Below are 25,026 nucleotides of genomic sequence, written 5' to 3'. Positions count from 1 at the left end.
GCTCCCACGATCGACCGCCGACGATGACGGCCTTCCCTGCTTCGCCATGCGGCGGGATCGGCCCCTCGGTAACGTGAGCCGCAGGGCGGGACGCGCCGCGACCCCGGGACGCGAGGAGGTGCACCGGTGGGCGACCCGGCCGTCATGGTGGGGGTGGACATCGGCACCACCAGCACGAAGGCGGTCGCGTACGACACCGGTGGCCGGCAGCTCGCCACCCACTCGGTCGGTTATCCCCTCGAGGAGCCGCACCCCGGGTACGCCGAGCAGGACCCGGCCCGGATCTTCGACGCGGTGGTCGGGTCGATCCGTGCGGTGGTCGAGGAGCTGCGCCGGCCCATCGCCGGCCTGTCGTTCAGCACCGCGATGCACAGCCTCATCGGGCTGGACGCCGCCGGCACCCCGCTCACCCCCTCGGTCACCTGGGCCGACTCCCGGGCCAGCGCGCAGGCCGAACGGCTGCGCGCCGTGCCCTCCGGGCTGGCCATCCACCGCCGCACCGGCACCCCGGTGCACCCCATGGCGCCGCTGCCCAAGCTGGTCTGGTTCGCCGAGCAGCAACCGAAGCTGCACGAGCGGGTCGCGCACTGGGTGAGCATCAAGGACTACGTGCTGCTGCGGCTGGCCGAAGCGCTGGTCACCGACCACTCGGTCGCCTCCGCCACCGGCCTCATGGACATCCACCGGCTGGTCTGGGACGCCGAGGCGCTGCGCATCGCCGGGATCACCGAGGAGCAGCTCCCGCAGCTCGTCCCCACCACCCACGTGCTGCCCGGCCTGACCGCCGCGGCGGCCCGGGCCACCGGCCTGCCCGCGGACACCCCCATCGTGGTGGGCGCCGGCGACGGGCCGCTGGCGAACCTCGGCCTCGGCGCGGTGCACCCCGGCGAGGTGGCCTGCTCGATCGGCACCAGCGGGGCGATGCGCGTGATGGTGGAACGCCCCGGCGTCGACCCGCTCGGCGGCGTCTTCTGCTATGCGCTCACCGAGCACCGCTGGGTGGTCGGCGGGGCGATCAACAACGGCGGGATCGTCCTCCAGTGGGCCAACGAGGCACTCGCGCCCGAGCTGGGCGAGCACGCCGAGGAGGAGCTGCTCGACCTGGCCGCCCAGGCGCCCGTCGGCTCCGGCGGGCTGATCATGTTGCCGTACCTGCTCAGCGAGCGGGCCCCGCACTGGAGCGCGCTGCCCCGCGGCGCGTACGTGGGGCTGACCCACGGGCACGGCCGGGCGCACCTGGTCCGGGCCGCGCTGGAGGGCGTCTGCCAGCAGCTCGCCCTGGTCCTCGCCTCGGTCCGGGCGGCCGGCAACGAGGTGCGCGAGATCCGCGCCAGCGGCGGCTTCGCCCGCAGCCCGCTGTGGCGGCAGATCCTCGCCGACGCGCTCGGCATGCCGGTGCGCTTCCCTGCCGGGCACGAGGGATCGAGCTTCGGCGCTGCCCTGCTCGGCATGCAGGCGCTCGGCCTCATCGAGTCGATCGAGGTCGCCGCCGACCTGGTCCGGATCGAGGAGACGGTCCGCCCGAACCCCGCCTCCGCCGCCACGTACGCGGCCCTGCTGCCGCTCTTCTCCGAGCTGTACGACGCGCTCGTGCCGACGTTCGCGTCGCTGCGGCGGCTGGCACCGAGCCTGCCGCCGGAGCCACCACCCACCGCTCCTCCCCAGTGATCGCCCGTCCCGGAGGCACGGACGACTACCGAAGGTCGTGATTGCCGTGGTCACACTGCTCGCCGCACCGGCGGAACCTCTCACGAACGCCGGTGACACCCAGCTCGTCATCGCCGCCCTGCTGGGCATCGCCGTGGTGGTGGTGCTCATCGCCTGGGGCAAGGTGCACCCCTTCCTGGCGCTGATCCTCGGCGCGGCCGTGCTCGGCGTGGTCGCCGGGGTCAGCGCCGACAAGATCGTCACCTCGTTCAGCGGCGGGGTCGGATCCACCGTCGGCGGCGTCGGCCTGCTGATCGCGCTCGGCGCGATGATCGGCGGCCTGCTCGCCGAGTCCGGCGGCGCGGACAGCATCGTGGAACGGGTGGTCGGCCGGGTCTCCGGCGGCGCGCTGCCGTGGGCCATGGCCGGCGTGGCCGCGCTCATCGGCCTCCCGCTCTTCTTCGAGGTCGGCGTGGTGCTGCTGGTGCCGATCGTGCTGCTGGTCTCCCGCCGGGTCGACGTCCCGCTCATGAAGATCGGCATCCCGGCGCTGGCCGGCCTGTCCGTGCTGCACGGTCTGGTCCCGCCGCACCCCGGCCCGCTGGTCGCCATCGACGCGCTCGGCGCCAACCTCGGCCAGACCCTGGCCCTGGGCCTGCTGGTCGCGATCCCCACGGTGATCATCGCGGGCCCGGTCTTCGGCAACTTCATCGCCCGCTACGTGCCGGCCACCGCCCCCGAGGCGCTGCTGCCGACCCGGCGGCCACTCGCCGTCGGCGGGGACCGACGGCCGACCCGCCCCGGCGAGGGCCGGCTCGACGCCGACGGTGACCTGGTCACCGAGGACGACCTGGTCAACCCGGGCGCCGGCCGCCCGGGCGCGCCGATCGACGAGCCGGCCGGGCCGCGTGCCCGCCGCGAGCCGGCGCTCTGGGCCGCCGTGGTCACCGTGCTGCTGCCGGTCGTGCTCATGCTGCTGCGCGCGATCGGCGAGCTGACCCTGGCCGAGGACACCGGCGGCCGGAAGGCGCTCGACATCATCGGCACCCCGATCGTCGCCCTGCTCGCCGGCGTCATCTTCGCGATGATCTTCCTGGGCTACCGGACGGGGTTCAGCCGCAGCCAGGTCTCCGGCTTCCTGGGCGGCTCACTGCCGGCGATCGCCGGCATCCTGCTGATCGTCGCCGCCGGCGGCGGCTTCAAGCAGGTGCTGGTCGACGCGGGCGTCGGCAACCTGGTCGCGGACGCCGCCGAGGGCGCGAACCTGTCGCCGCTGCTGCTGGGCTGGCTGGTCGCCGTCGGCATCCGGGTGGCCACCGGCTCGGCCACCGTCGCCACCATCACGGCGGCCGGCATCGTCTCGCCGCTCGCGGCGACCCTCCAGGGTCCCGAGGTGGCGCTGCTGGCGCTGGCCATCGGCTGCGGGTCGCTGTTCTTCTCGCACGTCAACGACGCCGGCTTCTGGCTCGTGAAGGAGTACTTCGGGTTGACCGTCGGGCAGACCATCAAGAGCTGGTCGGTGATGGAGACGATCATCTCGGTGGTCGGCTTCGCGGGCGTCCTCCTGCTCGACCTGGTGTTGTAGCGGGTACTCGTCGCGGGCGAGCGCCCGGCCAGGCTGGTCGGGCACCCGCTCCCCACCGCCTGTCGAGCTGGCGTCGGGAACGACTCGACGGGCCGCGCCCTCCGTGCGGACGGCCGCCAACCGGCCGGGGATGTCCCGGTGAGCGCCTAGGAACTTGATGATGTGGGTGACTCACGCCCGCAGCGGCGAACGCGTGAGCGTCGCCCACCCAGAACGCATCGAGATCGACACAAGCTCGGCGATGAGGCGGTATTCGTGCGGCCAGAACAGCCCCACCTCGGCGTGCTGGTGTGGATGTTGGTCGAAACGGGCGCCACCGGTCACGGCGCCTCGACGCCGGAGATGCGGAACCGGTGCACCTCGGCGCCGAGGATCATCGCCGCCTGCTGCCCGTCCGGGCCGGAGCCGCGGAAGTCGAGCAGTTGCTCGTCGGACTCCCACCGCTCGTAGACGTTGATCCGGCCCGGCTCGACCAGGTCGGCGCTGACCGCGAAGTCCACGCAACCCGGCGCCGAGCGGGCCGCCCGGACGACCTCCGTGCAGGAGGACAGGTAGGCGTCCCGCTGGGCCGGGTCGACGTAGAGGGTGCCGGCGACGATGATCACGTGACCTCCCGGAGGGTGTGCCGTCCGGCCCATCCTGGCACCCGGGGCCGGTCAGGCTCGGCTGATCGCGTTGGCGTGGATCGCCTCGTTCAGGTACGCGGCCAGCCCCGGCCGGATCTTCTCGTAGTACGCGGTGAACCGCGGGTCGGCCAGGTACATGTCGGCCAGGCCGGTGTGGACCTCGTAGGAGCAGTCGTAGAACCACCGGCTGATGAGCTGCCGGTGCTCCTCGGCCAGCGCCATCGCCTCCGGCGAGTCGGCCGGCGCGCCCGACGCCATCAGCTCGGTGATCCGCCGCCCCCACTCCTCGTTCTCGGCCTTGTTCCGGAGCCAGTCCTCCTTCGAGTAGCGGGCGGCCCGCTCGGTCGACTGCCGGTACGCCTCGGTGCCGCCCCAGCGCCGCTCGGCCTCCTCGGCGTGCTCGTCCGGGTCGAAGTCCCCGAACACCTCGAACCGCTCCTCCGGGGTGAGCTGAATGTCCAACTTTCTCGCCTCCATCGCGAGTTCGATCGCCGCGACCATGTCCCGCAGCTTCCCGATCCGCCCGGTCAGCAGCTCGTGCTGCCGGCGCAAGTGCGGCAACGGGTCGCCGCCCGGGTCGTCGAGGATCTCGGCGATCTCCTCCAACGGGAACCCCAGCTCCCGGTAGGCACGGATCAGCTGCAACCGCTCCAGGTCCGCGTCGTCATAGCGGCGGTAGCCCGCCGCGGTGCGGCCGCTCGGCGAGAGCAGCCCGATCTCGTCGTAGTGGTGCAGCGTCCGGACCGTCACCCGGGCCGCCCGCGCCACCTGACCCACCGTGTACGCCATGGTTCCTCCCTTCCGCGACCAAGGCTCCCGCCTCCCGTTGCGTGAGGGTCAAGCCCGATTCTGCGGCCCGCGCGGCCCGGCCGGCGGGAAACGGCGATCGCCCCCGGCCTCCGCCGGGGGGTGCGGGAGGCCGGGGGCGATCGGGGGCCGGGTCAGGTGGTGACCCGCTCCCTCTCCGGGGCGGCGAACGTCGCGGTGGCCGGGGTCCGGAAGGCGTGCACCAGGCCGGCGACCGAGAGCAGCAGGAGCAGCGCCGCGCCGAGGTACATGGCCAGGGCGCCCTGCTCGGCCTTGCGGCCGAACTCACTGAACCCGTACGACGTGAGCAGCAGGCCGCGCAGCGTCTCGCCCTTGAACACGGTCTCCCGCTGGGCGGTGACGTCGGCGAGCTGCTTCTGCAGGTCGGCCAGGTTGGCGGCCTTGGCCTGCTCGGCCTGCGCCACCTGCTCGCGCAGCGCGGTCTGCGGGGCGCCCAGGTCGGCGTACGTCTTGCCGCCGCCGATCGACGTCAGGTGCAGGCCAATGTACTCGTTGGCGTAGCACTCGGCCTGCTTGCCGGTGGTGAGCGGCTGGCCGGCGTACTCGCGCAGGCAGTCCGCCTTCTTCTCCTCGTTGCTGAGCTTGTCGACCGGGGTGAAGCTGATGTGCTGGGCGGCAAGCTGGTCGTGCACGTAGCGGTTGGCGAAGTTGGCGTTCGTCGTCAGGACGACGCCCACGACGAGCAGCAGGACCGCGAGGCCCAGCCCACCGATGCTGAACAACAGGTCGAGCGTCCGTCGCTTCATCTCTGGCTCCCGTGTGGATGGTGTCTCTCGTTGGTTGCGACACCATCGTGGCGGCGGGTGCGGCACCGCCGGCAGGGCCGAACCCCCCGCCTGCCCGGGACCTTCGACCCGCCGCGGGCCGGGCCGGTCAGCGGGCCGCGTCGACCGGGGCGAGCGCGTGGAGCAGGTCGGGCAGGGCGACCGGGCGGCCGTAGCGCCAGCCCTGGCCGTGCAGGCAGCCGATCGCAGCCACCGCGGCGTGCTGGTCACCGGTCTCCACGCCCTCGGCCACCACGGCCAGGTCGAAGGCGCCGGCCAGCCGGTTGACCATCTCCACGGTGGCGTACGCCCGCGCGTCGTCGGCGTCGAGGCGGGCCACGAAGGACCGGTCGATCTTCAGCTCGGTGGCCGGGATGCGGTGCAGGTAGCTCAGCGAGGAGTAGCCGGTGCCGAAGTCGTCGATGGCGATGCCGACCCCGAGGTCGCGGAGCTGGGTCAGCCGGTCGAGCACGGCCTCGCTGCCCTCGATGAGCGCCGACTCGGTGAGTTCCAGGGTGAGCGCGCGGGGCGGCAGGCCGGCCGCGCCCAGCGCCTCGGTGACGGTGGCGATGAGGTCGGGCCGGCGCAGGTGGGCGGCGGCGATGTTGACCGCCACGGTGACCTCGGGGGCGTGGTCGCGCCAGGTGGCCGCCGCACGGCACGCCTCGTGGATGACCCACCGGTCGACGGCCAGGATCAGCCCGGTCTCCTCGGCCAGCGGGAGGAACCGCGCCGGGGTGAGCACGCCGAGCCGGGGGTGCCGCCAGCGCACCAGCGCCTCGGCGCTGCGGACCGCGCCGGTGGACAGGTCGACGATGGGCTGGAACTCCATGAGCAGTTGCCGTTCGTCGACCGCGCGGCGCAGGTCGGCGATCAGCTCGGCCCGGGTCACGGCCGACTCCCGCAGCTGCGGCGTGCAGGTCCGGTACGCGGACTTGCCGGCGGCCTTGGCCGCGTACATGGCGATGTCGGCGTCGCGGAGCAGGTCGGTGTGGGAGGTGTGCTGCGGGCCGTACTCGGCGATGCCGATGCTGGCCGAGGGGTGCACGCCCAGGTCCTCCTCGCCGGGCAGCGGTTCGAGGGCGGCGAGCAGCCGGACGGCGAGCCGCTCGGGCGGCACCGGCCGGTCCCCGGCGACCAGCACGGCGAACTCGTCGCCGCCGAGGCGGGCGATCATGCCGTCGGGGCCGATGGCGTCCCGCATCCGCTCGGCGATGGTGCTCAGCAGCCGGTCGCCGGCGGCGTGCCCGAAGCGGTCGTTGACCTGTTTGAACCCGTCCAGGTCGAGCAGCAGCACGGCGACGGGCCCGCCGTCGCGCAGCGCCCGGCGCAGCCGCCGGGTGAAGGTCAGCCGGTTGGGCAGGCCGGTGAGCTGGTCGGAGTACGCGAGCCGGCGCAGCCGGGCGACCAGCCGCAGGTTCTCGTTGGCGGCCAGCCCCTGGCGCAGCGCGAGGACGCCGAGCAGCGTCATCATGCCGAGGAAGATGAGGTGCGGGGTCTGCCCGGTGGGCCGGCGGGCGAGGACCACGGCGACGATCGCGCCGCCCACCGGCAGGTAGGGCAGCGCGACCCGCCACCACGGTGGCAGCGGCGACTCGCCGGTCTCCTCCTCCCCCTCGCAGGAGGGCGGCGGCGGGTAGCGGGTGGCGAGGCCCACGAGCAGGTAGCTCAGCGGCCAGCAGACGTCGATCGGGTGGCCGGGGGCGTAGCTGCCGTGGGCCACGAGCGAGACGTAGACGGCGTCGGCGGCGGCGCGGGTGGCCAGGCCGATCCCGATGACGGTCAGCGCCCGCCACATCGGACGGCCCGGCCCGGCGACCGCCACCAGGATGGTGAGCTGCATCAGGTCGAGCATCGGGTAGAGCAGCCCGAAGGTGCGCAGCGGATCGGCCAGGTCGGCGGCGGCGAGGTCGCGGAACACCACCACCCAGGCGATCGGGATGAGGGCCAGCGCGACGATCACCCCGTCGAGCAGGGTGCGGGCCTGCCCGACGAGGCTGCGGGGGGCGGCCGTGGAGCAGAGCAGCGCGGCGGTGCCGGTGACGATGCCGGCGGTGAACAGCCCGCCGACCAGCGCGGTGTGCGGCAGTTCGCGCCCGCCCAGCCGCTCGATCGTCCACACCGTCCGGCCGAGCGCCGCGAGGACCATGGTGGCCGCGAGCAGGACCCAGAACCGGCGCAGCGGGGCGGGGTGCCGCCGGGCCGCGCGCGTGCAGGCCACCGCCGCCCAGCTCGACAGCGCCACGGCGCCGAGGTCGCTGACGAGGGCTCCGCCGGGCAGGCGGGCCACCAGCCACACCGCTTCCCCGAGTACGACGAGGGCGGCCGCGACGAGCCCGACACGGCCGGAGAGCGTGCGACGGGCCGGCGCCACGGCGGCGAGGCTCACGTCGTGCTGCGGTACAACGGATTCGCTCCGGCTCTCTCTCTGGCGTGCACCCTCGACGGTGAGGACCGGGTTGCGGACGGCGCAAGCCTAGTCAGGCCCCGGTGCCGCCGCCAGGGCCGTTCGGCGTGGGTCAGCGCCCCGACGGGCCGGGCTGCGTGGGGCCGCCGTGGCGGTAGAGGGAGACCAGGACGCCGTACCGGGGCTGGTCCGCGTCGGCCTCCTCGGCGTCGCCGACCAGCGTGTCGAGGGTGGCCCGGAGCCGCTGCGCCTGGGCGGGGGTGAGCCGCAGGTGGCGCAGGTGCAGCAGCGGGTCGGGGTCGCCGGCCAGTTCCTCGGCGACCGCGCCGAACAGGGCGCTGGTGGCACCGGCGTCGACCGTCTCGCCGGTCAGGCGGCGGAAGGCGCGCTCGTGGTACTGCTCGGTGCCGCCGCGGACCTGGCGGGTGTGCGCGGTGCGGACCATGCCGGCCTCGGTGAGCACCTTGAGGTGGTGGGCGACGGTGCCCTTGGCCGCACCGAGTGCGGCGGCGAGCTGGCTGATGGTGGCCGGCCCGGACCCGAGCGCGAAGAGCAGCCGGTGCCGGAACGGGTGGGCCAGCGCCTTGAAGTGGGCCGGGGTGCGGACCTCCAGCTCGGTCTCGTGCTTCACCGTCAAAGCGTCCAATTCTCTTGACGCTTTGTCAACCGGGCTGCTCTACTCGGGACATGCAGCAGGATGAGATCACCGAAATCGTCGAGCGGGCCGCGAAGCTGGTCGCCGAGCAGTACGTCTTTCCCGAGGTCGCCGGCCGGATCGCCGCCCACCTCGGTGACCGGCTCCGCGCGGGGGCCTACGCCGCCGCGACCGACGCGGCGGCGCTCGGCGCGCTGGTCACCGCCGACCTGCAGGAGGCCAACGGCGACCTGCACCTGCGGCTCAAGCACCACGAGACGCCCCTGGCCGACATCGCCGGCGACCCGGCCGAGGAGCAGTTCGTCCAGCTCGCCGCGCGCACCATGGGCGGTGTGGCCCGGGTGGAGCGGCTGCCCGGCAACGTGGGGCTGCTGGAGATCGCGCCCTACCTCTTCCCGCCGCAGCTCGCCGGTGACCTCGTGGTCGCGGCGCTGCGGCTGCTCGCCGGCACCGACGCGCTCCTGCTCGACCTGCGCGGCAACCGGGGCGGCAGCCCGGACATGGTGGCCCTGGTCTGCGGCTGGTTCTTCGCCGAGCCGGCCCACCTGCACACCATGCACGAGCGGGCCGGCACCACCCACCAGTACTGGAGCGCCGCCTGGCTGCCCGTGCCCCGCTACGCCCCGGACAAGCCGGTGCACGTGCTGACCGGCCCGGAGACGTTCTCCGGCGGCGAGGAGCTGGCGTACGACCTTCAGCAGCTCGGCCGGGGCACCGTCGTCGGCGAGCGGACCCGGGGCGGGGCGCACCCGCGGATCGGGCACCGGCTGCACCCGCACCTGGAGCTGACCGTGCCGGTGGCCCGGCCGGTCAACGCGGTCAGCGGCACCAACTGGGAGGGCTGCGGGGTCGTCCCCGACGTCGAGACGCCGGCCGGGGCGGCGCGCGACGTCGCGTACCGGAGGGCGCTGGAGGCCCTGCTGGCGGCGGACCGTCAGGGGCCGGCGGCCGCCGAGGCGCGCGACGCCCTGGCCGCCCTCGGCTGACGCGTCAGGACCACTCCTCGGCGGAGGCGTCGGGCGCGGGCGCCCCGGCCGGGGGGCCGCCGTGGGTCCACGGGGTCTCCTCCGGGGCGGGGAAGGCGCCGGCCGGCAGGAAGCCGTCCGACAGGGTGGTGAGGCAGAGCCGCTCCCCCACCTCCGGCACGCTGCCGGGGGCGGCGGTCAGCCCGCGGCCCATCCCGCCGGACAGCTCCAGCACCACCTCGGTCTTGCCGTCCGCGGCCGGGGTCACGAAGACGACCTTCGCCTTCTGGCCCGGCCGGGCCGGCGAGTGAAGCGTCGCGCCGACCGGCACGAGCACCGGCTCGGTGGTGACCACCTGGATCCGCGGGCGCAGCACCGGCCGTCTGCCGGTGTCGTCCACCCGCTTCGGGTCGGCCAGGGTCACGTCGCCCACGAACGCCTCCCCGGTCAGCCGGTGCTCGGCCATGACCAGCGGGTCGTCGTAGGCGCGCTGGACCGCGTAGGAGGCGAGCGCCCGCTCCAGCCGGTGCAGGCGCGCGGCCGCGGCCACCGCGCCGTCCCGGCGGGGCTGCGGGCCGCCGCCCGCGTCGACGTGCTCGGCGTGCGCCGTGAAGGCGTCCTTGTCGCCGTCCCAGCGGCCGGCGACCCGCGCGCCGGGCGGCAGCGCGCGGAGCAACCCGACGCCGCGCCACATCAGCTCCCAGGTGGGCGTCAGCTGGTCGCGCAGCAGCCGTTCCAGCTCCGCGTACGCGGCCGCGCGGGCAGCCGGGTCGTCCTCCGCCCGGGTGTACGCCTCGATGGCGGGCGCGAGCCGGTGGTTGTCGAAGTCCGGGTCGGTGGCCGGGCCGGCCGGCGGGCAGCGGGCCGGGTCCTCGGCGCGGGCGGCCGCCTCGGCGCCGGTCAGCCCGGGCGGCGGGTCGAGCCAGCCCAGCAGCGCGGGCAGGTGCAGGTCCTCCACGGCGCTCTGCCCGGTCGCCCAGTGCAGGGTCAGCGCCTCGGTCAGCGCCACGAGCGCCGCCGAGCCGGGGTGCTCGGCACGTTCGGCGAAGAAGGTCAGCCAGCGGCCGAGCAGCGGCACGGACGGATGCACCGGGTGCTCGCCGTCGGGCCGGCGGAACCGGGTGGAGCGGCCGAACAGCCGCAGGAAGGTGATCCCGGCCGGGTTCGGCACCAGCACCTGCGGGGCGTCGACGTAGCGGTGCCGGACGTCCCTGCCCCGGTCGACCGGCACCGCCTCGGTCCGGTCCCGGAACTCGTCGAGGTAGGGCAGCACGATCCCGGCCAGTTCGGCCGCGAACGCGAAGCGCTGGTCCCGGTTGCGGGGCTGCGGCACGACCAGCAGCCGCGCCTCGTCGGGCGCGGCGCCGACCAGGGCCGCGAGCGGGGCGTTCGCCTCGCCGGCCAGGGCGAGCGGCACCAGCACCAGCGGGCGGTCGGACAGGTGCAGGTGCCGGACCGTGGCCACCGGCTGGGCCACCCCGGCGGCGACCGCCTGCGCCTGAGCGAGGGCACGCAGCGTGCTCACCGGATCCTCCGGGCGGGGCGTCGGGGCGTACTCATGCGGGGTGGCCCGTGAGGGCGTCGGCGCGCAGGCGCGCGGCGGCGCGCAGCAGCGCGGCGGCCTCCGCCTGCTCCGGTTCGGGGGCGCGAACGCCTTCGGCGAGCGCCAGCACCTCGGCCACCTCGGCGACGCCGCCCAGCGCCTCGCGGACCGGCCGGCCCAGCGCGCCGGTGTGGCCGCGCGCCTCGTGCCGGCAGAAGTACGCCAGCTCGCAGGCGGCCAGGCAGTCCGGCGCGTAGTTGGCCGGGACGCCGGTGAGCGCGCCGGCCAGCGTGGCCGGGTCGGCGGTCAGTTGGGCGGTGAACCCGGCCGGCACGGCGGCGAGCAGGTCGTCGATCCGCGCCATCCGGTCGAGCTGGCGGCGCAGCACCAGCAACTGCTTGCGCACGTCGAGGAGGCTGGCCACCGGCCGGTTGGCGAAGTCGCGCGGGCAGACCAGGACCACCTCGTGCGAGACGAGGTCCGGGTCCTGGCCGTCGGCGGCGAGCAGGTCGCGCAGCGCCAGCACGTAGACGGCGGACTGGATCGCCGCGGCCGCGACCTTGGCCGGGTCGGCCTGGCCGTCGATGACCGGGAAGGACTTGACCTCCACGACGTGGAAGCGGCCGGCGAGCCGGGCGGCCACCAGGTCCGGCTCCAGGTGCACCCGGCGGCCGGCGACGTCCAGGCCGAGCAGCGGGTGGTCGAACAGCGCCGGCCCGTCCCCGGGCGCGGTGAGCGCGGCGCGGGACCGTTCCGGCCGGTCCTCGTCACCGCCCAGGTCGGTCCAGGTGGCGCCGTCCGGCACCGGCACGCCCAGCCGCTCCGCGACCAGGCGCAGCAGCTCCGCGCCGCCGTCGGCCTTCACCTGGGCCTCGAACGCGTTGCCCCGGGTGATGGCGAAGCGGGACTGGCCGAACCGGGCCGGGAAGCCGACCCGCTCGGCCAGCTTCGGCTTGTCGACCCCGGCGCTGTCCAGCACGGCACGGCGGGTGCAGCCGGGGTTGCCGGTCAGCGCGGCGATGGTGCGGGCGTTGTGCCGCCGGGGCGGCACGCCACCCCGGATCTCGGCCAGGCGCTGCGCGGTGTCCGTCATGATCCGCCAGGATAGGCGCTGCCCGCCGCCACGGCCGCCGCCGCGCCCCACCGCTAGCGGCCGGCGGACCGGTTCCAGGGTGAGCGGGGCGACTGGGCGCCCGCCGTGGGCCGGGTGCGGCGGTGGTGCCGGCGACCGGGCGTGCACGGCGGCCGGGAGACGGTGTGCACCGGCGCGGCCGGCGGGGTGACCGGCTGGCGGCCGATCAGCCAGCAGAGGAAACGGGCCACGGTCAGCCGACCGGGAGGCGCTCGGCCTCGGCCCGGGAGACCTCGTACTCCGCGCCGCAGAAGGTGCACTGCTGCGCGTAGCGGGTGCGCACGGGGATCAGCGGGATGAAGAAGAGGGTGAACTTCGTGGCGCGCCGGGTGATGACCTGGGCGGCCCGGTTGCCGCAGTTGCGGCAGACCTGGGTGACCACGCCGGACCGGTCGACCTTGGTCCGGAGCCCGAAGATGAAGAACATCGCCCGGCATTACCCCGCCGGGCCCCGGAAATCACCACCGATATTTTTGCCACGGCTGTCCGGATGCGCGGTGCCCGTTCGTCAGGGTGGTTGGAAGCACGACAGACAGGAGTGAAGCGATGAAGTACATGATGCTCGTCTGCACCGACACCCAGCCCGACCGCAACCCGGACGCGGCGCCCGACATCGAGAAGTGGGTGGCCGAGCGGGACGCCAACGGCCAGCGGCTGACCGGCAGCCGGTTCGCACCCCCTTCGGCCGCCACCACGGTCCGGGTCCGCGACGGCGAACTGCTGCTCAGCGACGGCCCGTTCGCCGAGACCAAGGAGGTCATCGTGGGCTTCGACCTGCTGGAGTGCGCCGACCTGGACGAGGCCGTCGAGGTGGCCCGCGCCCACCCGATGGCCTACGCCGGGCGCATCGAACTGCGCCCGCTGGTGGAGGACTGATCCGCGTGACCGACGCGGCCGGGGCGGTCGCCGACGCGGGTGCTGAGGCGTACCCGCGGATCGTGGCCGCCCTGATCCGCGTCACCGGCGACTGGACCCTCGCCGAGGACTGCGCCCAGGAGGCCCTCGCGGCGGCGCTGGAGCGCTGGCCCCGGCAGGGCGTGCCGGACAACCCGGGCGGGTGGCTCATGACCGCCGCCCGCAACCGGGCCGTGGACGTGCTGCGCCGGGCGAGCGTGGAACGCCGCAAGCTGCGCGACCTGGCGCTGCTGACCGATCCCGCGCCCGCACGACCGGAGGGAGACGTGGTGGACGACCGGCTCCGGCTCATCTTCACCTGCTGCCACCCGGCGCTGGCGCTGGAGGCCCGGGTGGCGTTGACCCTGCGCACGGTAGCCGGGGTGCCGACCGCCGACATCGCCCGCGCCTTCCTGGTCACCGAGTCGACCATGACCCGCCGGCTCACCCGGGCCAAGGCCCGGATCGCCGCGGCCGGTGTCCCGTACCGGGTGCCGACCGGGCCCGCGCTGGTCGAGCGCCTGCCGGGCGTGCTGGGCGTGCTCTACCTGCTCTTCACCCGGGGGTACGACGCCGACGGCGAGCCCGCGTTCGCCGCCGAGGCGATCCGGCTGGCCCGGCTGTTGCACACGCTCCTGCCGGACCAGCCGGAGGCGGCCGGGCTGCTCGCCCTGTTCCTGCTGCACCACTCCCGCCGGGCGGCCCGCCGTGACCCGTCCGGCGACCTGCGCACCCTCGACCAGCAGGACCGCGCCCGGTGGGACCGGGCCGCCATCGCGGAGGGCGTCGCGCTGCTGGACCGGGCCGGCGACGGCCCGTACGCCCTCCAGGCCCGCATCGCCGCCGTGCACGCCACCGCACCGACCGCCGCCGAGACCGACTGGCCGGCCATCGCCGGCTGCTACGACGCGCTGCTCGCGCACCAGCCGACCCCGGTGGTCCGGCTCAACCGGGCGGTGGCACACGGGTTCGCGTACGGGCCTGCCGCCGGGCTGGCCCTGCTCGCCGAGGCCCGGGCCGGCGGCGCGCTCGACGGCTACCCGCCGGCGGTGGCCGCCGAGGCCGAGTTGACCGCCCGCCGCGGCGACCCGGTGCGCGCCGCCGCGCTGTTCCGGGCCGCCGCCGAGGCGGTCCGCTCCGATCCGGAACGGCGGGCGCTGCTGCGCCGGGCCGCCGAACTGTCCTCCTGAGACGTCAGGAGGCGGCCCTTCCCTACTGCTGGGTGAGGCGTTCGACGACGGCGCGGACGGTGTCGACCGGGATGGCGAAGCCGAGCCCGATGCTGCCCTCGTCCTGGCCGGTGGTGGCGATGGCGACGTTGATGCCGACCACCCGGCCGGCGGTGTCGACCAGCGCGCCGCCGGAGTTGCCGTGGTTGATCGCGGCGTCGGTCTGGATGAGGCCGCTCATGTCGTCCACCGAGCGGTCCAGGGCGGAGACGATGCCGGAGGTCACGGTCCCCTCCAGCCCGAGCGGGCTGCCGAAGGCCACCACCGGGTCGCCCACGCGAAGGGTGGCGTCGGAGCCGAGCGTCGCCGGGGTGAGCCCGGTGAGCCCGTCGACGCGCAGCAGCGCGATGTCCGCGCCGGTGTCGCTGCCGACGAGGGTGGCCGGGGCGGTACGCCCGTCGGCCAGCTCGACGGCGAGGCTGCCGCCGGAGGAGATCACGTGCGCGTTGGTCAGGATCAGCCCGTCGGCGTCGAGGACGACGCCCGAGCCGAGGCTGGTGCCGCCGGTGCCGGTGGCGGTGACCGTGACGATGCTCGGCGACACCCCGGCGACCACCGCCGAGAGGCTGTCGATCGTGCTGGTCGAGGCGGGGACGACCCGGACCGCCGTGGCGACCGTCCCGTCGTCGAGCAGCCGGTCGGTGACCAGCGCGCCGGAGGCGCCTCCGCCGAGCATGAGCGCCAGCGCGGCGCCGGCCGCGACGACCCGGCGGGCCGTTCGCCGGGTGCGGGGCGGCGGAACCGTCTCCGGATCGGCCGGCGCCGGCGGCGGCGCGACGGGCGGCCAGCCGGCGCCGGAACCGGGCTCCGGCGGTTCGGCCGGGGCCGGCGCGGGGACGGCAGCGGCGGGGCGGGCCATCGTGTCGGTCATCGGGCCACCGCCGTCGGGCGGGCGCCGGCCGGGACCGGGTCGCGGTCGACCCCGGGTGACGGCGCCCGGCTCAGCCGCCGGTGACAGGCGACGAGATGACCGGCCAGGATGGCGGTGGAGCCGTCGCGGACGCAGACGTCAGCGCCGGCGAGCAGCACGTCGGCGATGGTGGCGGTGTCGGCGTCGCCGGGAACGAGGACGGCCAGGGCGCACCCGGCCGGCAACGCCCGGCGGGTCCGCGCGACCGCCGCCACCACGGGGTGGACCAGCAGCACCAGCTCGCCGGGCTGTACGTGGTCGAGGCTCGCGGTGTGACGCACCCGCCAGGCGGTGGACAGCCGGCGGGCGAGCCCGGCGATCCGGCCGGGGTCGCCGAGCACGGTGACGGTGGGGGCGGTCGGGTCGGTGCTGCGCATGGATCCTCCTCGCTTCGGTGATGACTCCACCGTGGCGCGGGGATCTGGGGCTGCCTTGTGCCCTACCTGTGGAGTTCCGGTGTGCCCTGGTTCCGCCGGGAGCGGGCGGGACCAGGGCACCCGGGGGGCTCAGGCGTTGCTGGGCATCTCCTCGGCCAGCCAGATCGGCTGCCAGTCGGCCATCTCGTGGAAGCGGCGCAGCTCGGCGAGGCCGGCCACGCTCCCGGTCCAGGCCGCGTACGGGGGGTTGCTCGCGTCGAAGCCGGACTGCACGAAGGTCAGCTTCGTCCGGCCGCCGGACTCGGCCAGCTCCCAGGTGCTGACGCCGGTCGGTCCCCAGTCGACGGAGAGCGCCTTGCCCGGCGTCAGGTCGACCACCTTGGCCGCGTAGCCGGCGTCGAAGCCGCCCATGGCGTAGCGGCCGCCGACCCAGGGCTCGATGCCGATGGGGAAGCCGAACCAGGCGCTGGCCTGCTCGGAGTCGGTGAGCGAGGTCCACACCTTGTCCATCGGCGCGTCGATGAGCACCTCGCCGCGCAGGTCGGCGGAGGTGAAGTCGGTGCGCGGCAGCAGCGGACGTCCCTCCAGGTGGGCGTTGAGGTTGGCGATCGAGAGCGCCCAGAAGGTCTGCAGGACCCCGCGGATGCTGCTGCCGCTCATCGCCTCCTCGAAGCTGAAGTGGCTCTGCCGCAGGGTCAGCAGGGTGTCCTTGTCCTCCGGCGTCAGCTCGAACTCGGTGGTGGTCTCCACCCCGTCGAGCGTCCAGGCGAAGCGCAGCGTCCGCTCGTCGGCGTGCAGCAGGCGCTGGTGCGGCTCGGCGCCCTCCGGCGTGTGGCGGCCCCAGAACTCGTAGCGCCGGGGCAGCTCGACCTCGGCGTGCTCGGCGAGCCAGACGCGCAGCTCGGCCGGGTCGGTCAGCGCGCGGCGCACGGTCTCGACCGGGGCGGCGAGGCGGGCCCGGACGGTCAGCAGGTCACTCATGGTTGTCGCCCTTCGGGTAGCAGGCCACGGCGAGCTTGAAGGCGTCCCCTTCGGCGCCGCCGTAGCGCGTGAAAAGGTCCTGCAGCGTCGACTGCAGGTCGTGCAGGAACTCCTGCCGCCGCTCGGCGGGCACCCGGATCTCGCCGGAGACACCGATCGACGGCAACTCGGGGGCGGTGCGGTCCAGCGCGGCGATGTCCGCCTGGACCTCCTCCATGAGATCGAGCAGGTAGCCCAGGCTCAGCTCGTCCTGCGCCCGGCGTGCCCCGCCGATCCGGCCGACCAGCCGCGGCGAGAGCCAGTAGGACCGCGCGACGGCCTGGTAGATGCCCTCGCTGATGCCGCGCACCCGCCGCTCGGCGACCTGCTCGGCCAGCCCGGCAGCAACCAGTTGCTTGACGTGGTAGTAGACGCGCTGCGGCGTCTGCTCCAGCCGGGCCGCGATCTCGGTGCAGGTGCGGGGCTCGGCGAGTTGCCGCAGCACCTCGATGCGCTGCGGCTTGAGCAGGGCTTCGGCCTGCTCGCGCTCTTCCAGGTACAGGACGTCTCTCATGGCAAAATCAGTTTGTACGTACAAAACTTCTTTGTCAATAGGTTCGACGAAAGGCCGCGCGGATCGCGCGGCCTTTCGTGGGACGGGAACCGTCAGGGCGTCCAGTCGGGACGCAGCGGGTAGCCGTTCACGCCCTCCGGGCCGTTGTGCGTGGCGAGCACCTGGTGCAGCTGGATGCCGTTGCGCTCGAAGGCCATCCGGGAGCCGGCCATGTAGAGCCCCCAGACCCGGGCGGTGCCCGCGCCCACCTCGCCGACGCAGAAGTCCCAGTGCTCGACGAGGTTGCGGCACCAGCCGGCCAGCGTCAGCGCGTAGTGCTGGCGCAGGTTCTCCTCGTGGTGCACCTCCAGCCCGGCGTCGTGGATCTCGCTGATCAGGCGGCCCGGGCCGGCGAGCTCGCCGTCGGGGAAGACGTACCGGTCGATGAACGCGCCGGAGCGGTGCGGGGCCCGGTTGTCCGCCCGGGTGATGCAGTGGTTGAGCAGCCGGCCGCCCGGCTTGAGCCGGCTGCGCAGCGCCCCGAAGTAGGCCGGGTAGTTGCGCACCCCGATGTGCTCGGTCAGCCCGATCGAGGAGATCGCGTCGAACTGCTCGCGCGGGGCGTCCCGGTAGTCGAGGTGGCGCACCTCGGCCAGCTCACCCAGCCCCTCCCGCTCGATGGCGGCCTGCGCCCACTCGGCCTGCGCCCGCGACAGGGTGACGCCGAGCGCCTTCACGCCGTACTCGCGCGCCGCGTGCCGGACCATGCCGCCCCAGCCGCAGCCGACGTCGAGCAACCGCATCCCGGGCTTCAGCGCCAGCTTGCCGGCGACCAGGTCGTACTTGGCCCGCTGCGCCTCCTCCAGCGTGTCGGTGGGGCTGTGGAAGACCGCGCAGGTGTACGTCATCGACGGGCCGAGCACCTTCTCGTAGAAGGCGTTCGAGACGTCGTAGTGGTGGGAGATGGCGTTGCTGTCCCGGGTCCGGGAGTGGCGCAGCCCGTTGACCACCCGCTTCCAGCGCGGGGCGGCCTCCTGCGGCGGAGGCGGCGGAGGCAGCAGCCGCTCCCAGCCGAGGCCCTTGACTAGGGCGAGCGCCTCGCCCACCGGCGGCATCCGCAGGGGCATCTCGTCCTTGAGTACCCGCAACGCCTCGTACGGGTCGCCCGGGTGGACGCCCTCCAGCCCGAGGTCGCCGCTCACGTAGGCCCGGGCCATGCCCAGGTCGCCCGGGGCGGTGAGCAGGTAGGACAGCCCGCGCTCGGTGCGGATCGCCAGGGTCATCCCGGCGTCGGCCGGGCCCACCGCGCTGCCGTCGTATCCGGTGATGCGCACGGGCAGGTCGCCCGTGGTGACCGCGCGGACCACATCCGCCACGGTCGGTCCGCCACGCCGGCCCCCCGCCGGCGGGCCGGCCGGGGCACTCGCCGCCCCGGGAGTTCGGTCGGTCAGACTCATGCTCGCGCTACCGCCTTCTCGTACAGTCCGGTCAGCCGGTGGTCCGGGTCGTAGCGTTCCTTCACGGCGCGCCAGGTCTCCCCGCCGTAGAGCCGGTCGAACGCCGCCCGGTCGTAGTACGCGTCGGAGTAGAGCGACTTGTGCCCGCCCGTCTCCGACACCGCGCGTTCGATCTCCCGGTTGACGTCGCCGTCGGCGGCGCCCTCGGCGATCGGCACGCTCCCCCAGAAACCGATGTTCACATAGGTTTCGCCCGGTTGGAGGGGATACAGCGGCCAGGCCCGGGCGGATCCCGGGCCGGCCGGCTCCCGCAGCCGCAGCGGGCAGAGCCACACCGGCGTCATCTGCACCGTCCGGGCGAACCAGCGCAGGAAGTCCGGGGTGCCGGCGAGCGGGATCTCCACGTCCTGCACGACCCGCTCCCGGGGCGGCCGGCCCCGCCAGCGGTCGATCCGGGCGGCCACCTGGTGCCGGTGCTCCAGCCGCACCAGCCGGTGGTAGAAGTCGCTGCGCCGGTAGCGCTGCGGCCAGAGCCGGCGGATCACCGGGTGCTGCACCCCGAACGCCGCCGAGCACCAGAACCAGTCGGTGTCCCAGCGCCACAGGTAGTCGTAGGTGGTGAGGACGTCGCGGGTGCGCCGGCGCAGCGAGCGGTAGTAGATGTCCTGCCCGGTGTAGTCGCTCGGCGGGCCGTCGGCCTCGTCGGTGAACGTGGCGAGCAGCAGGTAGGCCTCGCCGGGGCTGAACATCACCCCGTCCATCCCGTCGACCGGCTCACCCTCCCAGGAGCCCTTCGCGACCACCTCGGCGATCGCGTCGGTCAGCTCCTCCAACCGGCTGAACCGGATGTTGCGCAGCGCCACGTAGCGGCGGACCGGTTGCAGCTCGATGCGCAGGCGGGTGGAGTAGCCGAGGCTGCCCATCGAGTTGGGGAAGGCCCGGAACAGGTCGGCGTGCTCGCCCACCGGCCGGGCCGTGACCAGCTCGCCGGCCCCGGTGAGGATGTCCAGCTCGGTCACCGACTCGTGCGGCAGGCCGTTGCGGAACGAGGTGGACTCGATGCCCAGCCCCGTCACCGCCCCGCCGAGGGTGATCGTGCGCAGCTGCGGCACGACCAGCGGCATGAGATTGTGCGGCAGGGTCGCGTCGACCAGGTCCTCGTAGGTGCACATGCCCTGCACGTCGGCGGTCCGGGCATCCGGATCGACCGACAGCACCCCGGTCAGCCCGCTCACATCCAGGCCGGGGGTGCGCGGCGCGGATCGGGGTCGGAAGAGGTTGGACGTCTGCTTGGCCAGCCGTACGGGTTCTCCGGCGGGCACCGCGGCGTACGACCGTCGCAGCGCGTCCACCGCCCGCTCATGATCACGGACAGCGTGCATGAGATCACCTTACGCCTGGGTACGACAATTCGTGGGATGTCCACGGTGGCCTTTTGGAGGCCGCCCGGAGATCCACGGGTTACCGTGGCGGGCATGTCCTCCCCCGCGCTCACCGCCCTGGACGCCGCCGGCCTGCCCTACCGGGTGATCCGGCACGGCCCGGTGCGCAGCCTGGCCGAGGCGGCGGAGGCGCGCGGCGTCGCGGTCCCCGACGTGGTCAAGACGATCGTGGTCCGGCGCGGCGATAACGACCACCTGTTCGTGCTGACCCCCGGCGACCGGGTCGTCTCCTGGCCGAAGCTGCGCCAGCTGCTCGGGGTGAGCCGGATGTCCATGCCGGACGCGGCCGCCGCGCGGGCGGCCACCGGCTACGAGCGGGGCACCATCACCCCGTTCGGCGCCAGCACGGCCTGGCCCGTGGTCGCCGACGAGCGGCTGCGCGGCCGGGAGATCACCCTCGGCGCGGGCGAGCACGGGGTGGCCGTCGCGGTCGACGCCGACGCCGCCCTCGCCGCGCTCGACGCGACGGTCGCCGACGTCACCGATCCGGAACCGGCGCGCTGAGCGGTGGCCGCCGCCCCGACGCCGGCATAGCGTGGGGGCATGCCGAAAGCCGTCTGGAACGACCTGGTCGTCGCGGAGAGTGACGACACCGTGCTGGTCGAGGGCAACCACTACTTCCCGCGTTCGGCCCTGCGCGACGACCTGATCCGCGACTCCGACACCCACACGGTCTGCCCGTGGAAGGGCACCGCCTCCTACTACACGCTCGAACACGCGGGGGCCACCAGCCCGGACGCCGTCTGGTACTACCCGGACCCGAAGCCGGAGGCGGAGATGGTGCGCGACCGGGTGGCGTTCTGGAAGGACGTGCGGGTCGTCGACTGAGTCACCCGGCCGCCGGGGCGACTGGCCCTCGACGGCCCCGGTGGGTCAGGATGCCCCCATGGCCGACCCACGCTCCGATCCGTCCGGCACCGTCTACGGCGGCCGCCGGCCGGCCCGCCGCGGGCTGCCGCAGGACCCGCTGATGCGGATCGCGCTGGGCGTCGCCGTGGTCGGCGTACTCCTGGGGGTGTTCTTCGCCACCGGCGTGCTCGGCGGCGGTGGTGACGAGCCGGTGGTGCCGGCAGCGGCCGTGCCGACCCCGGCGGAGAGCGAGTCGAGCGCGGCCGCGCCCACGACGGCGCCCGCCCCCACGACGGCGGCGCCCTCGCCGAGCGCCGCGCCGACCACACCGGCGGCCCCCGCGGCCACCCCGAGGGTCATCCGCGGGATCCCCTCGAACCTCTGCCTCGGGGTGACCGGCGACGACCCCGAGGGCGCGAAGGCGGCGCTGGCCGACTGCACCGGCGGGCCGGAGCAGCAGTGGGTGGTCACCCCGGTGGCCGCCGACACCTACGTGCTCGTCAACGCGAGCAGCGGCAAGTGCCTCGACGTGTTCGGGCAGGGCACCGACGACGGCACGGACCTGGTGCAGTGGTCCTGCAACGGCCAGGCCAACCAGCAGTGGAAGCTCCACCCGACCGGGTCCGGCCCGGTGCTGCTGGTCGCCGTGCACAGCGGCAAGTGCGGCCAGGTCGACGACGCGGGCACCGAGGCCGGGAGCAAGCTCGAACAGGCCCCCTGCAACGGCGCCCCCGAGCAGCAGTGGGCGGTCGGCTGACCCGTCAGCCCCGGTAGCTCCAGGCCCGGCGGCCGACCGCCACGGGAAGGGCGAACGCGGGCTCATCGCCCCGGCGGCGCAGCAGCAGGGAGAGCCCGGCCGCGCCGATCGAGAGGGCGCCGGCCACGTACCAGGCCGGGGCGTAGTCGCCGAGCCGGTCGCGGACCAGCCCGGCCCCGGTCGCGGCGAGCGCCGCGCCGAGCTGGTGGGCGGCGAACACCCAGCCGAAGACCACCGCGCCGGACGCGCCGAACCACTCCCGGCACAGCGCCACGGTGGGCGGCACGGTGGCCACCCAGTCCAGGCCGTAGAAGACGATGAAGACCAGCATGCTCGGCCGCGCGGAGTCGGCGAAGAGGCTGGGCAGCACCAGCAGCGAGGCGCCGCGCAGCGCGTAGTAGGCGCCGAGCAGCAGCCGGCTGTCCACCCGGTCGGTGAGCCAGCCGGAGGCGACCGTGCCGACGATGTCGAAGAGCCCGACCAGGGCGAGCAGGCCGGCCGCGGTGGTCTCCGGCAGGCCGTGGTCGTGGGCAGCGGGCACGAAGTGGGTGCCGACCAGGCCGTTGGTGGTGGCGCCGCAGATCGCGAAGCCGCCGGCCAGCAGCCAGAACGGCCGGGTCCGCGCCGCGGCGGCGAGCGCGCCGATCGCCCGGGCCGCCGCCCCGCCGGCCGGCGGCGTCGGTGGCGCCACCTCGGTCGCGCCGTAGGCGGGCAGGCCGAGATCCGCCGGGTGCTCGCGGAGCAGCCACACCACCAGGGGTACGACCGCCAGCGCGGCGCCGGCCACGACCAGCGCCGCCACCCGCCAGCCGTGGTCGCGCACCAGCACGGCGACCAGCGGGAGGAACACCAGCTGGCCCGCGGCACCGCCGGCGGTGAGCACGCCGGTGACCAGGCCCCGGCGCTTGACGAACCAGCGTCCGGTGACCGTCGCCACGAAGGCCAGCGCCATCGAGCCGGTGCCCAGCCCCACCAGTACGCCCCAGCAGAGGATCAGCTGCCAGCTCGCCGTCATGCCCACGGTCAGCGCGCTGCCCAGGGCCACCAGCAGCAGCGCGCCGGCGACCACCCGGCGGATGCCGAACCGGTCCATCAGCGCGGCGGCGAACGGGGCGGTGAGCCCGTAGAGCATGAGGTTGACCGAGACCGCCGCGGAGATGGTGGCCAGCGGCCAGCCGAACTCGGCGTGCAGCGGGTGCAGCAGCACCCCGGGGGTGGCGCGGAAGCCGGCGGCGCCGACCAGGGCGACGAACGAGACGCCGGCCACGAGCCAGGCCGGATGCAGACGGTATCGGGTCACGTTCCGAGTCTCGGCGGGCCGGGCCGGCGCGACGAGTGGCCGGAAAGCCATCATGCGCAATAATCGGGCCATGACTGTCGCGCCCCACCGGATCGCGGTGCTCGCCCTCGACGACGTGGTCGGCCTCGACCTGGGCACCCCGTCCCAGGTCTTCGGCACCGCCCGCACCGGGGACCTGACGCCGCTCTACCGCGTCGAGGCCTGCACCCCGGGCGGCCGGCCCGTCCGCAGCACGGCCGGCTTCCAGGTGGTTCCCGATCACGGCCTGGAGCTGCTGGACTCCGCCGACACGGTGATCGTCCCCGGCATCCACGACGGCCCGCCACTGACCGACGGGACGCTGGACGCTCCGGTGGCGGCCGCGCTGCGCGCCGCCCACGACCGGGGTGCCCGGATCATGTCGATCTGCACGGGCGCGTTCGTGCTGGCCGCCGCCGGCCTGCTCGACGGCCGCCGGGCCACCACCCACTGGGCGTACGCGGACCGGTTCCGCCGGTTCCACCCGCGGGTGGACCTCGACCCGGACGTGCTCTTCATCGACGACCACGGGGTGCTCACCTCGGCCGGGGTGGCCGCCGGCATCGACCTCTGCCTGCACGTCATCCGCACCGACCACGGCAGCGCGGTGGCCAACCGGTCGGCCCGGCGCTGCGTCGTGCCGCCGTGGCGCGACGGGGGCCAGGCCCAGTACATCGAGCGCCCCGTGCCGCAGACCGCGGAGACCGGCACGGCGGCCACCCGGGAGTGGGCGCGGCAGCGGCTGCACGAACCGGTCGCGCTGCGCGAACTGGCCGCGCACGCGCGGATGAGCGTGCGCACCTTCACCCGGCACTTCCGCTCGGAGACCGGGCTCAGCCCGGCGCAGTGGCTGCTCCAGCAGCGCACCGAGCACGCCCGGGTGCTGCTGGAGACCACGGACCTCACGGTCGACCAGATCGCCCGGCATGCGGGCTTCGGCACCACCGCGGCCCTGCGGCAGCACTTCCACTCCCGGGTCGGGGTGGCCCCGAGCGCCTATCGCCGCGCCTTCCGCCCCACCGCCTGACCCGGCGCCTCGCCCGGCGGCTGGTCGGATGGTGGACCGGCGCCGACGATGGCCGCGGGGTGGCGCCGCGCGACAGCGGCGGAGTGCCGGCCCAGCGCGGTGCCCGGGCCCAGCGCGGTGCCGGGCCCAGCGCGGTGCCGGCCCAGCGCGGTGCCGGCCCAGCGCGGTGGCGGCCCAGCGGGGTGGCGGCCCAGCGGGGTGGCGGCCCAGTGCGGTGGCGGCCCGGCGCGATGGACGGCGCGGCGCGATGGACGGCGCGGTGGCGGCGAGGCGCGGCGGCGGGCTGCCTCGTTGGCCGCTCGGCGGGTCAGGCGAGGTGGGGCTGGCGGCGGAGGGCGCGGAGCTGAGCCAGGTGCATGGGGAGATGGACGCGGGTGTGCAGGTCGAGCGCCCGGCCCCAGGGCAGGGAATCGTCCACGTCGAGGTCGAAGCCCTCCCGCAGCACGGTGTCGACAGGGGTTTCGGCGGCCGGGCCGAGCCGGTCGGCGAGGGCGCAGAGCTTCTGGCTGGTGGCCCGGAGCAGCGCAGCGAGCCCGTCGAGGCCGCCGCACTCGGAGACCAGCGCGTCGAGCTGCGGCCGGTGGATGGTCTCCAGGTCGTAGTAGGCGAACGGCGAGCCGACCAGCACCGCCTCGGTCGCCTCGCTCATCAGCTCGTCGTTGGCGGCGAGGTGCGCCACGATCTGCTCGGCGCTCAACTCCCCGTCCGGGGGCGGCCCGAACCCGCCCGTGTCCACCTCCGCGAGCACCTCTTCGTACGCCCGCCGCAACGCCGCGGCGTCCACCTCGTCCATGCCCGCATCCAACCCCCGCCCGCGACGCCCCCACCGCGGGTACGCCGCCGCGTTCACCCGGATGGGGCTTCCGACGTGTCGCGATCTTGGCAAGTTGCCGTTCGCTGGTGACGGACGGCAACTCGCCAAGATCCGGAGACGCCGCTGGCCGGCACCCCCATGTTCGGGGTGCCGGCCAGCGCGTTGGCTCAGCTGTTCCAGTGGTGGGCGACGATGTCGGCGGCCTGCTGCTCCCACTGGGCGTAGGCGTCCGGGTAGGCCGAGACCTGCACGGTCTGGGCGGCCTCGGTCAGCGGCATGTCCTGCCA

At 74.8% G+C, this 25,026-nt stretch carries 25 protein-coding genes; 9 read left to right on the top strand and 16 right to left on the bottom strand.

The genetic code is table 11. The annotated features are described in order from the left end of the window. Positions 1 to 126: 126 nt before the first annotated feature. Both GA0070214_RS27770 and GA0070214_RS27765 read left to right on the top strand, forming a co-directional pair. On the top strand, positions 127 to 1,668 hold the full coding sequence (locus GA0070214_RS27770) for a gluconokinase (RefSeq protein WP_091269475.1): 1,542 nt from the start codon (positions 127 to 129) through the stop codon (positions 1,666 to 1,668). 46 nt (positions 1,669 to 1,714) lie between these two features. Next, positions 1,715 to 3,232 carry a GntP family permease gene (locus GA0070214_RS27765; protein WP_091269474.1) on the top strand — a complete coding sequence of 506 codons (1,518 nt, stop codon included), beginning with the start codon at positions 1,715 to 1,717 and terminating at the stop codon, positions 3,230 to 3,232. 320 nt (positions 3,233 to 3,552) lie between these two features. On the opposite strand, the gene GA0070214_RS27760 is transcribed toward GA0070214_RS27765, so the two are convergent. The 5 genes from GA0070214_RS27760 to GA0070214_RS27740 all read right to left on the bottom strand — a co-directional run bounded on the left by GA0070214_RS27760 (position 3,553) and on the right by GA0070214_RS27740 (position 8,488). Then, a complete protein-coding gene (locus GA0070214_RS27760; protein WP_208602939.1) occupies positions 3,553 to 3,870 on the bottom strand; it encodes a putative quinol monooxygenase in 318 nt (105 codons plus the stop codon). 18 nt (positions 3,871 to 3,888) lie between these two features. Then, a complete protein-coding gene (locus tag GA0070214_RS27755) occupies positions 3,889 to 4,647 on the bottom strand; it encodes a MerR family transcriptional regulator (protein WP_091269472.1) in 759 nt (252 codons plus the stop codon). A 152-nt stretch (positions 4,648 to 4,799) separates the two neighbouring features. Continuing rightward, entirely contained in the window at positions 4,800 to 5,432 is a 633-nt protein-coding gene (locus GA0070214_RS27750; RefSeq protein WP_091269471.1) for a hypothetical protein, read from the bottom strand. Between the two features lie 127 nt (positions 5,433 to 5,559). After that, a complete protein-coding gene (locus GA0070214_RS27745; protein WP_208602938.1) occupies positions 5,560 to 7,839 on the bottom strand; it encodes a putative bifunctional diguanylate cyclase/phosphodiesterase in 2,280 nt (759 codons plus the stop codon). Positions 7,840 to 7,969: 130 nt separating this feature from the next. After that, positions 7,970 to 8,488, bottom strand: a complete 519-nt coding sequence (locus GA0070214_RS27740) for an ArsR family transcriptional regulator (RefSeq protein ID WP_208602937.1) — start codon at positions 8,486 to 8,488, stop codon at positions 7,970 to 7,972. 56 nt (positions 8,489 to 8,544) lie between these two features. Here GA0070214_RS27740 and GA0070214_RS27735 point away from each other — a divergent pair, with 56 nt between their 5' ends. Then, entirely contained in the window at positions 8,545 to 9,498 is a 954-nt protein-coding gene (locus tag GA0070214_RS27735) for a S41 family peptidase (RefSeq protein ID WP_091269470.1), read from the top strand. A gap of 4 nt (positions 9,499 to 9,502) precedes the next feature. Here the strand turns inward: GA0070214_RS27735 and GA0070214_RS27730 are convergent, their stop codons facing one another. The 3 genes from GA0070214_RS27730 to GA0070214_RS27720 all read right to left on the bottom strand — a co-directional run bounded on the left by GA0070214_RS27730 (position 9,503) and on the right by GA0070214_RS27720 (position 12,579). Continuing rightward, complete coding sequence (locus GA0070214_RS27730; protein ID WP_091269469.1) at positions 9,503 to 11,002, bottom strand: hypothetical protein; 1,500 nt, start codon at positions 11,000 to 11,002, stop codon at positions 9,503 to 9,505. 31 nt (positions 11,003 to 11,033) lie between these two features. Then, a complete protein-coding gene (locus GA0070214_RS27725) occupies positions 11,034 to 12,113 on the bottom strand; it encodes a hypothetical protein (RefSeq protein ID WP_091269468.1) in 1,080 nt (359 codons plus the stop codon). Between the two features lie 232 nt (positions 12,114 to 12,345). Further along, positions 12,346 to 12,579 carry a zinc-ribbon domain-containing protein gene (locus GA0070214_RS27720; protein WP_091269467.1) on the bottom strand — a complete coding sequence of 78 codons (234 nt, stop codon included), beginning with the start codon at positions 12,577 to 12,579 and terminating at the stop codon, positions 12,346 to 12,348. Positions 12,580 to 12,698: 119 nt separating this feature from the next. Between GA0070214_RS27720 and GA0070214_RS27715 the strand changes: the two genes are divergently transcribed. Together GA0070214_RS27715 and GA0070214_RS27710 are read left to right on the top strand one after the other, a co-directional pair. Further along, positions 12,699 to 13,028 (top strand): YciI family protein, encoded by a 330-nt coding sequence (locus GA0070214_RS27715; protein ID WP_091269466.1) that lies wholly within the window; start codon positions 12,699 to 12,701, stop codon positions 13,026 to 13,028. A gap of 5 nt (positions 13,029 to 13,033) precedes the next feature. Continuing rightward, positions 13,034 to 14,236 carry an RNA polymerase sigma factor gene (locus tag GA0070214_RS27710; protein WP_091269465.1) on the top strand — a complete coding sequence of 401 codons (1,203 nt, stop codon included), beginning with the start codon at positions 13,034 to 13,036 and terminating at the stop codon, positions 14,234 to 14,236. Positions 14,237 to 14,258: 22 nt separating this feature from the next. Here the strand turns inward: GA0070214_RS27710 and GA0070214_RS27705 are convergent, their stop codons facing one another. The 6 genes from GA0070214_RS27705 to GA0070214_RS27680 form a co-directional block, all read right to left on the bottom strand. Beyond that, complete coding sequence (locus GA0070214_RS27705; RefSeq protein WP_279615676.1) at positions 14,259 to 15,146, bottom strand: S1C family serine protease; 888 nt, start codon at positions 15,144 to 15,146, stop codon at positions 14,259 to 14,261. Next, complete coding sequence (locus GA0070214_RS27700) at positions 15,143 to 15,562, bottom strand: hypothetical protein (protein WP_091269464.1); 420 nt, start codon at positions 15,560 to 15,562, stop codon at positions 15,143 to 15,145. The genes GA0070214_RS27705 and GA0070214_RS27700 overlap by 4 nt, the downstream gene beginning before the upstream one ends. 129 nt (positions 15,563 to 15,691) lie before the next feature. Next, positions 15,692 to 16,543 carry an SRPBCC family protein gene (locus GA0070214_RS27695; protein WP_091269463.1) on the bottom strand — a complete coding sequence of 284 codons (852 nt, stop codon included), beginning with the start codon at positions 16,541 to 16,543 and terminating at the stop codon, positions 15,692 to 15,694. Further along, complete coding sequence (locus GA0070214_RS27690; RefSeq protein ID WP_091269462.1) at positions 16,536 to 17,096, bottom strand: winged helix-turn-helix domain-containing protein; 561 nt, start codon at positions 17,094 to 17,096, stop codon at positions 16,536 to 16,538. The genes GA0070214_RS27695 and GA0070214_RS27690 overlap by 8 nt, the downstream gene beginning before the upstream one ends. A 92-nt stretch (positions 17,097 to 17,188) precedes the next feature. After that, positions 17,189 to 18,532 carry a class I SAM-dependent methyltransferase gene (locus tag GA0070214_RS27685; protein WP_091269461.1) on the bottom strand — a complete coding sequence of 448 codons (1,344 nt, stop codon included), beginning with the start codon at positions 18,530 to 18,532 and terminating at the stop codon, positions 17,189 to 17,191. Beyond that, the gene (locus GA0070214_RS27680; RefSeq protein ID WP_091269460.1) at positions 18,529 to 19,914 is read right to left on the bottom strand and encodes an FAD-binding oxidoreductase; all 1,386 of its coding nucleotides are present in this window, start codon (positions 19,912 to 19,914) and stop codon (positions 18,529 to 18,531) included. The genes GA0070214_RS27685 and GA0070214_RS27680 overlap by 4 nt, the downstream gene beginning before the upstream one ends. Before the next feature lie 93 nt (positions 19,915 to 20,007). Here GA0070214_RS27680 and GA0070214_RS27675 point away from each other — a divergent pair, with 93 nt between their 5' ends. Genes GA0070214_RS27675 through GA0070214_RS27665 form a run of 3 tightly spaced genes read left to right on the top strand, consistent with a single transcriptional unit; the run spans position 20,008 to position 21,580 of the window. Next, positions 20,008 to 20,478 carry an aminoacyl-tRNA deacylase gene (locus GA0070214_RS27675; RefSeq protein ID WP_244167882.1) on the top strand — a complete coding sequence of 157 codons (471 nt, stop codon included), beginning with the start codon at positions 20,008 to 20,010 and terminating at the stop codon, positions 20,476 to 20,478. Positions 20,479 to 20,517: 39 nt separating this feature from the next. Then, positions 20,518 to 20,802 (top strand): DUF427 domain-containing protein, encoded by a 285-nt coding sequence (locus GA0070214_RS27670; protein WP_091269458.1) that lies wholly within the window; start codon positions 20,518 to 20,520, stop codon positions 20,800 to 20,802. 58 nt (positions 20,803 to 20,860) lie between these two features. Continuing rightward, the gene (locus tag GA0070214_RS27665) at positions 20,861 to 21,580 is read left to right on the top strand and encodes an RICIN domain-containing protein (protein ID WP_091269457.1); all 720 of its coding nucleotides are present in this window, start codon (positions 20,861 to 20,863) and stop codon (positions 21,578 to 21,580) included. A 4-nt stretch (positions 21,581 to 21,584) separates the two neighbouring features. Here GA0070214_RS27665 and GA0070214_RS27660 read toward each other — a convergent pair whose 3' ends face one another. Then, positions 21,585 to 22,880, bottom strand: a complete 1,296-nt coding sequence (locus GA0070214_RS27660) for an MFS transporter (protein WP_091269612.1) — start codon at positions 22,878 to 22,880, stop codon at positions 21,585 to 21,587. 70 nt (positions 22,881 to 22,950) lie between these two features. Here GA0070214_RS27660 and GA0070214_RS27655 point away from each other — a divergent pair, with 70 nt between their 5' ends. Continuing rightward, entirely contained in the window at positions 22,951 to 23,925 is a 975-nt protein-coding gene (locus tag GA0070214_RS27655; RefSeq protein WP_244167881.1) for a GlxA family transcriptional regulator, read from the top strand. A gap of 307 nt (positions 23,926 to 24,232) precedes the next feature. Here GA0070214_RS27655 and GA0070214_RS27650 read toward each other — a convergent pair whose 3' ends face one another. Then, positions 24,233 to 24,709: a hypothetical protein gene (locus tag GA0070214_RS27650; RefSeq protein ID WP_091269611.1), complete on the bottom strand. Its 477-nt coding sequence runs from the start codon at positions 24,707 to 24,709 to the stop codon at positions 24,233 to 24,235. Positions 24,710 to 25,026 lie beyond the last annotated feature (317 nt).

The sequence above is a fragment of the Micromonospora chaiyaphumensis genome (genome assembly GCF_900091435.1).
Taxonomy (GTDB): Bacteria; Actinomycetota; Actinomycetes; order Mycobacteriales; family Micromonosporaceae; genus Micromonospora; species Micromonospora chaiyaphumensis.
This window is presented reverse-complemented; position numbering and strand designations above follow the sequence as displayed.

Coding starts and splice junctions, on each gene's coding strand:
- GA0070214_RS27705 (WP_279615676.1), bottom strand. CDS start 15,146: ATGACCGACACGATGGCCCGCCCCGCCGCTGCCGTCCCCGCGCCGGCC.
- GA0070214_RS27665 (WP_091269457.1), top strand. CDS start 20,861: ATGGCCGACCCACGCTCCGATCCGTCCGGCACCGTCTACGGCGGCCGC.
- GA0070214_RS27675 (WP_244167882.1), top strand. CDS start 20,008: ATGTCCTCCCCCGCGCTCACCGCCCTGGACGCCGCCGGCCTGCCCTAC.
- GA0070214_RS27670 (WP_091269458.1), top strand. CDS start 20,518: ATGCCGAAAGCCGTCTGGAACGACCTGGTCGTCGCGGAGAGTGACGAC.
- GA0070214_RS27755 (WP_091269472.1), bottom strand. CDS start 4,647: ATGGCGTACACGGTGGGTCAGGTGGCGCGGGCGGCCCGGGTGACGGTC.
- GA0070214_RS27690 (WP_091269462.1), bottom strand. CDS start 17,096: ATGAGAGACGTCCTGTACCTGGAAGAGCGCGAGCAGGCCGAAGCCCTG.
- GA0070214_RS27700 (WP_091269464.1), bottom strand. CDS start 15,562: ATGCGCAGCACCGACCCGACCGCCCCCACCGTCACCGTGCTCGGCGAC.
- GA0070214_RS27750 (WP_091269471.1), bottom strand. CDS start 5,432: ATGAAGCGACGGACGCTCGACCTGTTGTTCAGCATCGGTGGGCTGGGC.
- GA0070214_RS27760 (WP_208602939.1), bottom strand. CDS start 3,870: ATGGGCCGGACGGCACACCCTCCGGGAGGTCACGTGATCATCGTCGCC.
- GA0070214_RS27720 (WP_091269467.1), bottom strand. CDS start 12,579: ATGTTCTTCATCTTCGGGCTCCGGACCAAGGTCGACCGGTCCGGCGTG.
- GA0070214_RS27715 (WP_091269466.1), top strand. CDS start 12,699: ATGAAGTACATGATGCTCGTCTGCACCGACACCCAGCCCGACCGCAAC.
- GA0070214_RS27655 (WP_244167881.1), top strand. CDS start 22,951: ATGACTGTCGCGCCCCACCGGATCGCGGTGCTCGCCCTCGACGACGTG.
- GA0070214_RS27725 (WP_091269468.1), bottom strand. CDS start 12,113: ATGACGGACACCGCGCAGCGCCTGGCCGAGATCCGGGGTGGCGTGCCG.
- GA0070214_RS27735 (WP_091269470.1), top strand. CDS start 8,545: ATGCAGCAGGATGAGATCACCGAAATCGTCGAGCGGGCCGCGAAGCTG.
- GA0070214_RS27685 (WP_091269461.1), bottom strand. CDS start 18,532: ATGAGTCTGACCGACCGAACTCCCGGGGCGGCGAGTGCCCCGGCCGGC.
- GA0070214_RS27680 (WP_091269460.1), bottom strand. CDS start 19,914: ATGCACGCTGTCCGTGATCATGAGCGGGCGGTGGACGCGCTGCGACGG.
- GA0070214_RS27695 (WP_091269463.1), bottom strand. CDS start 16,543: ATGAGTGACCTGCTGACCGTCCGGGCCCGCCTCGCCGCCCCGGTCGAG.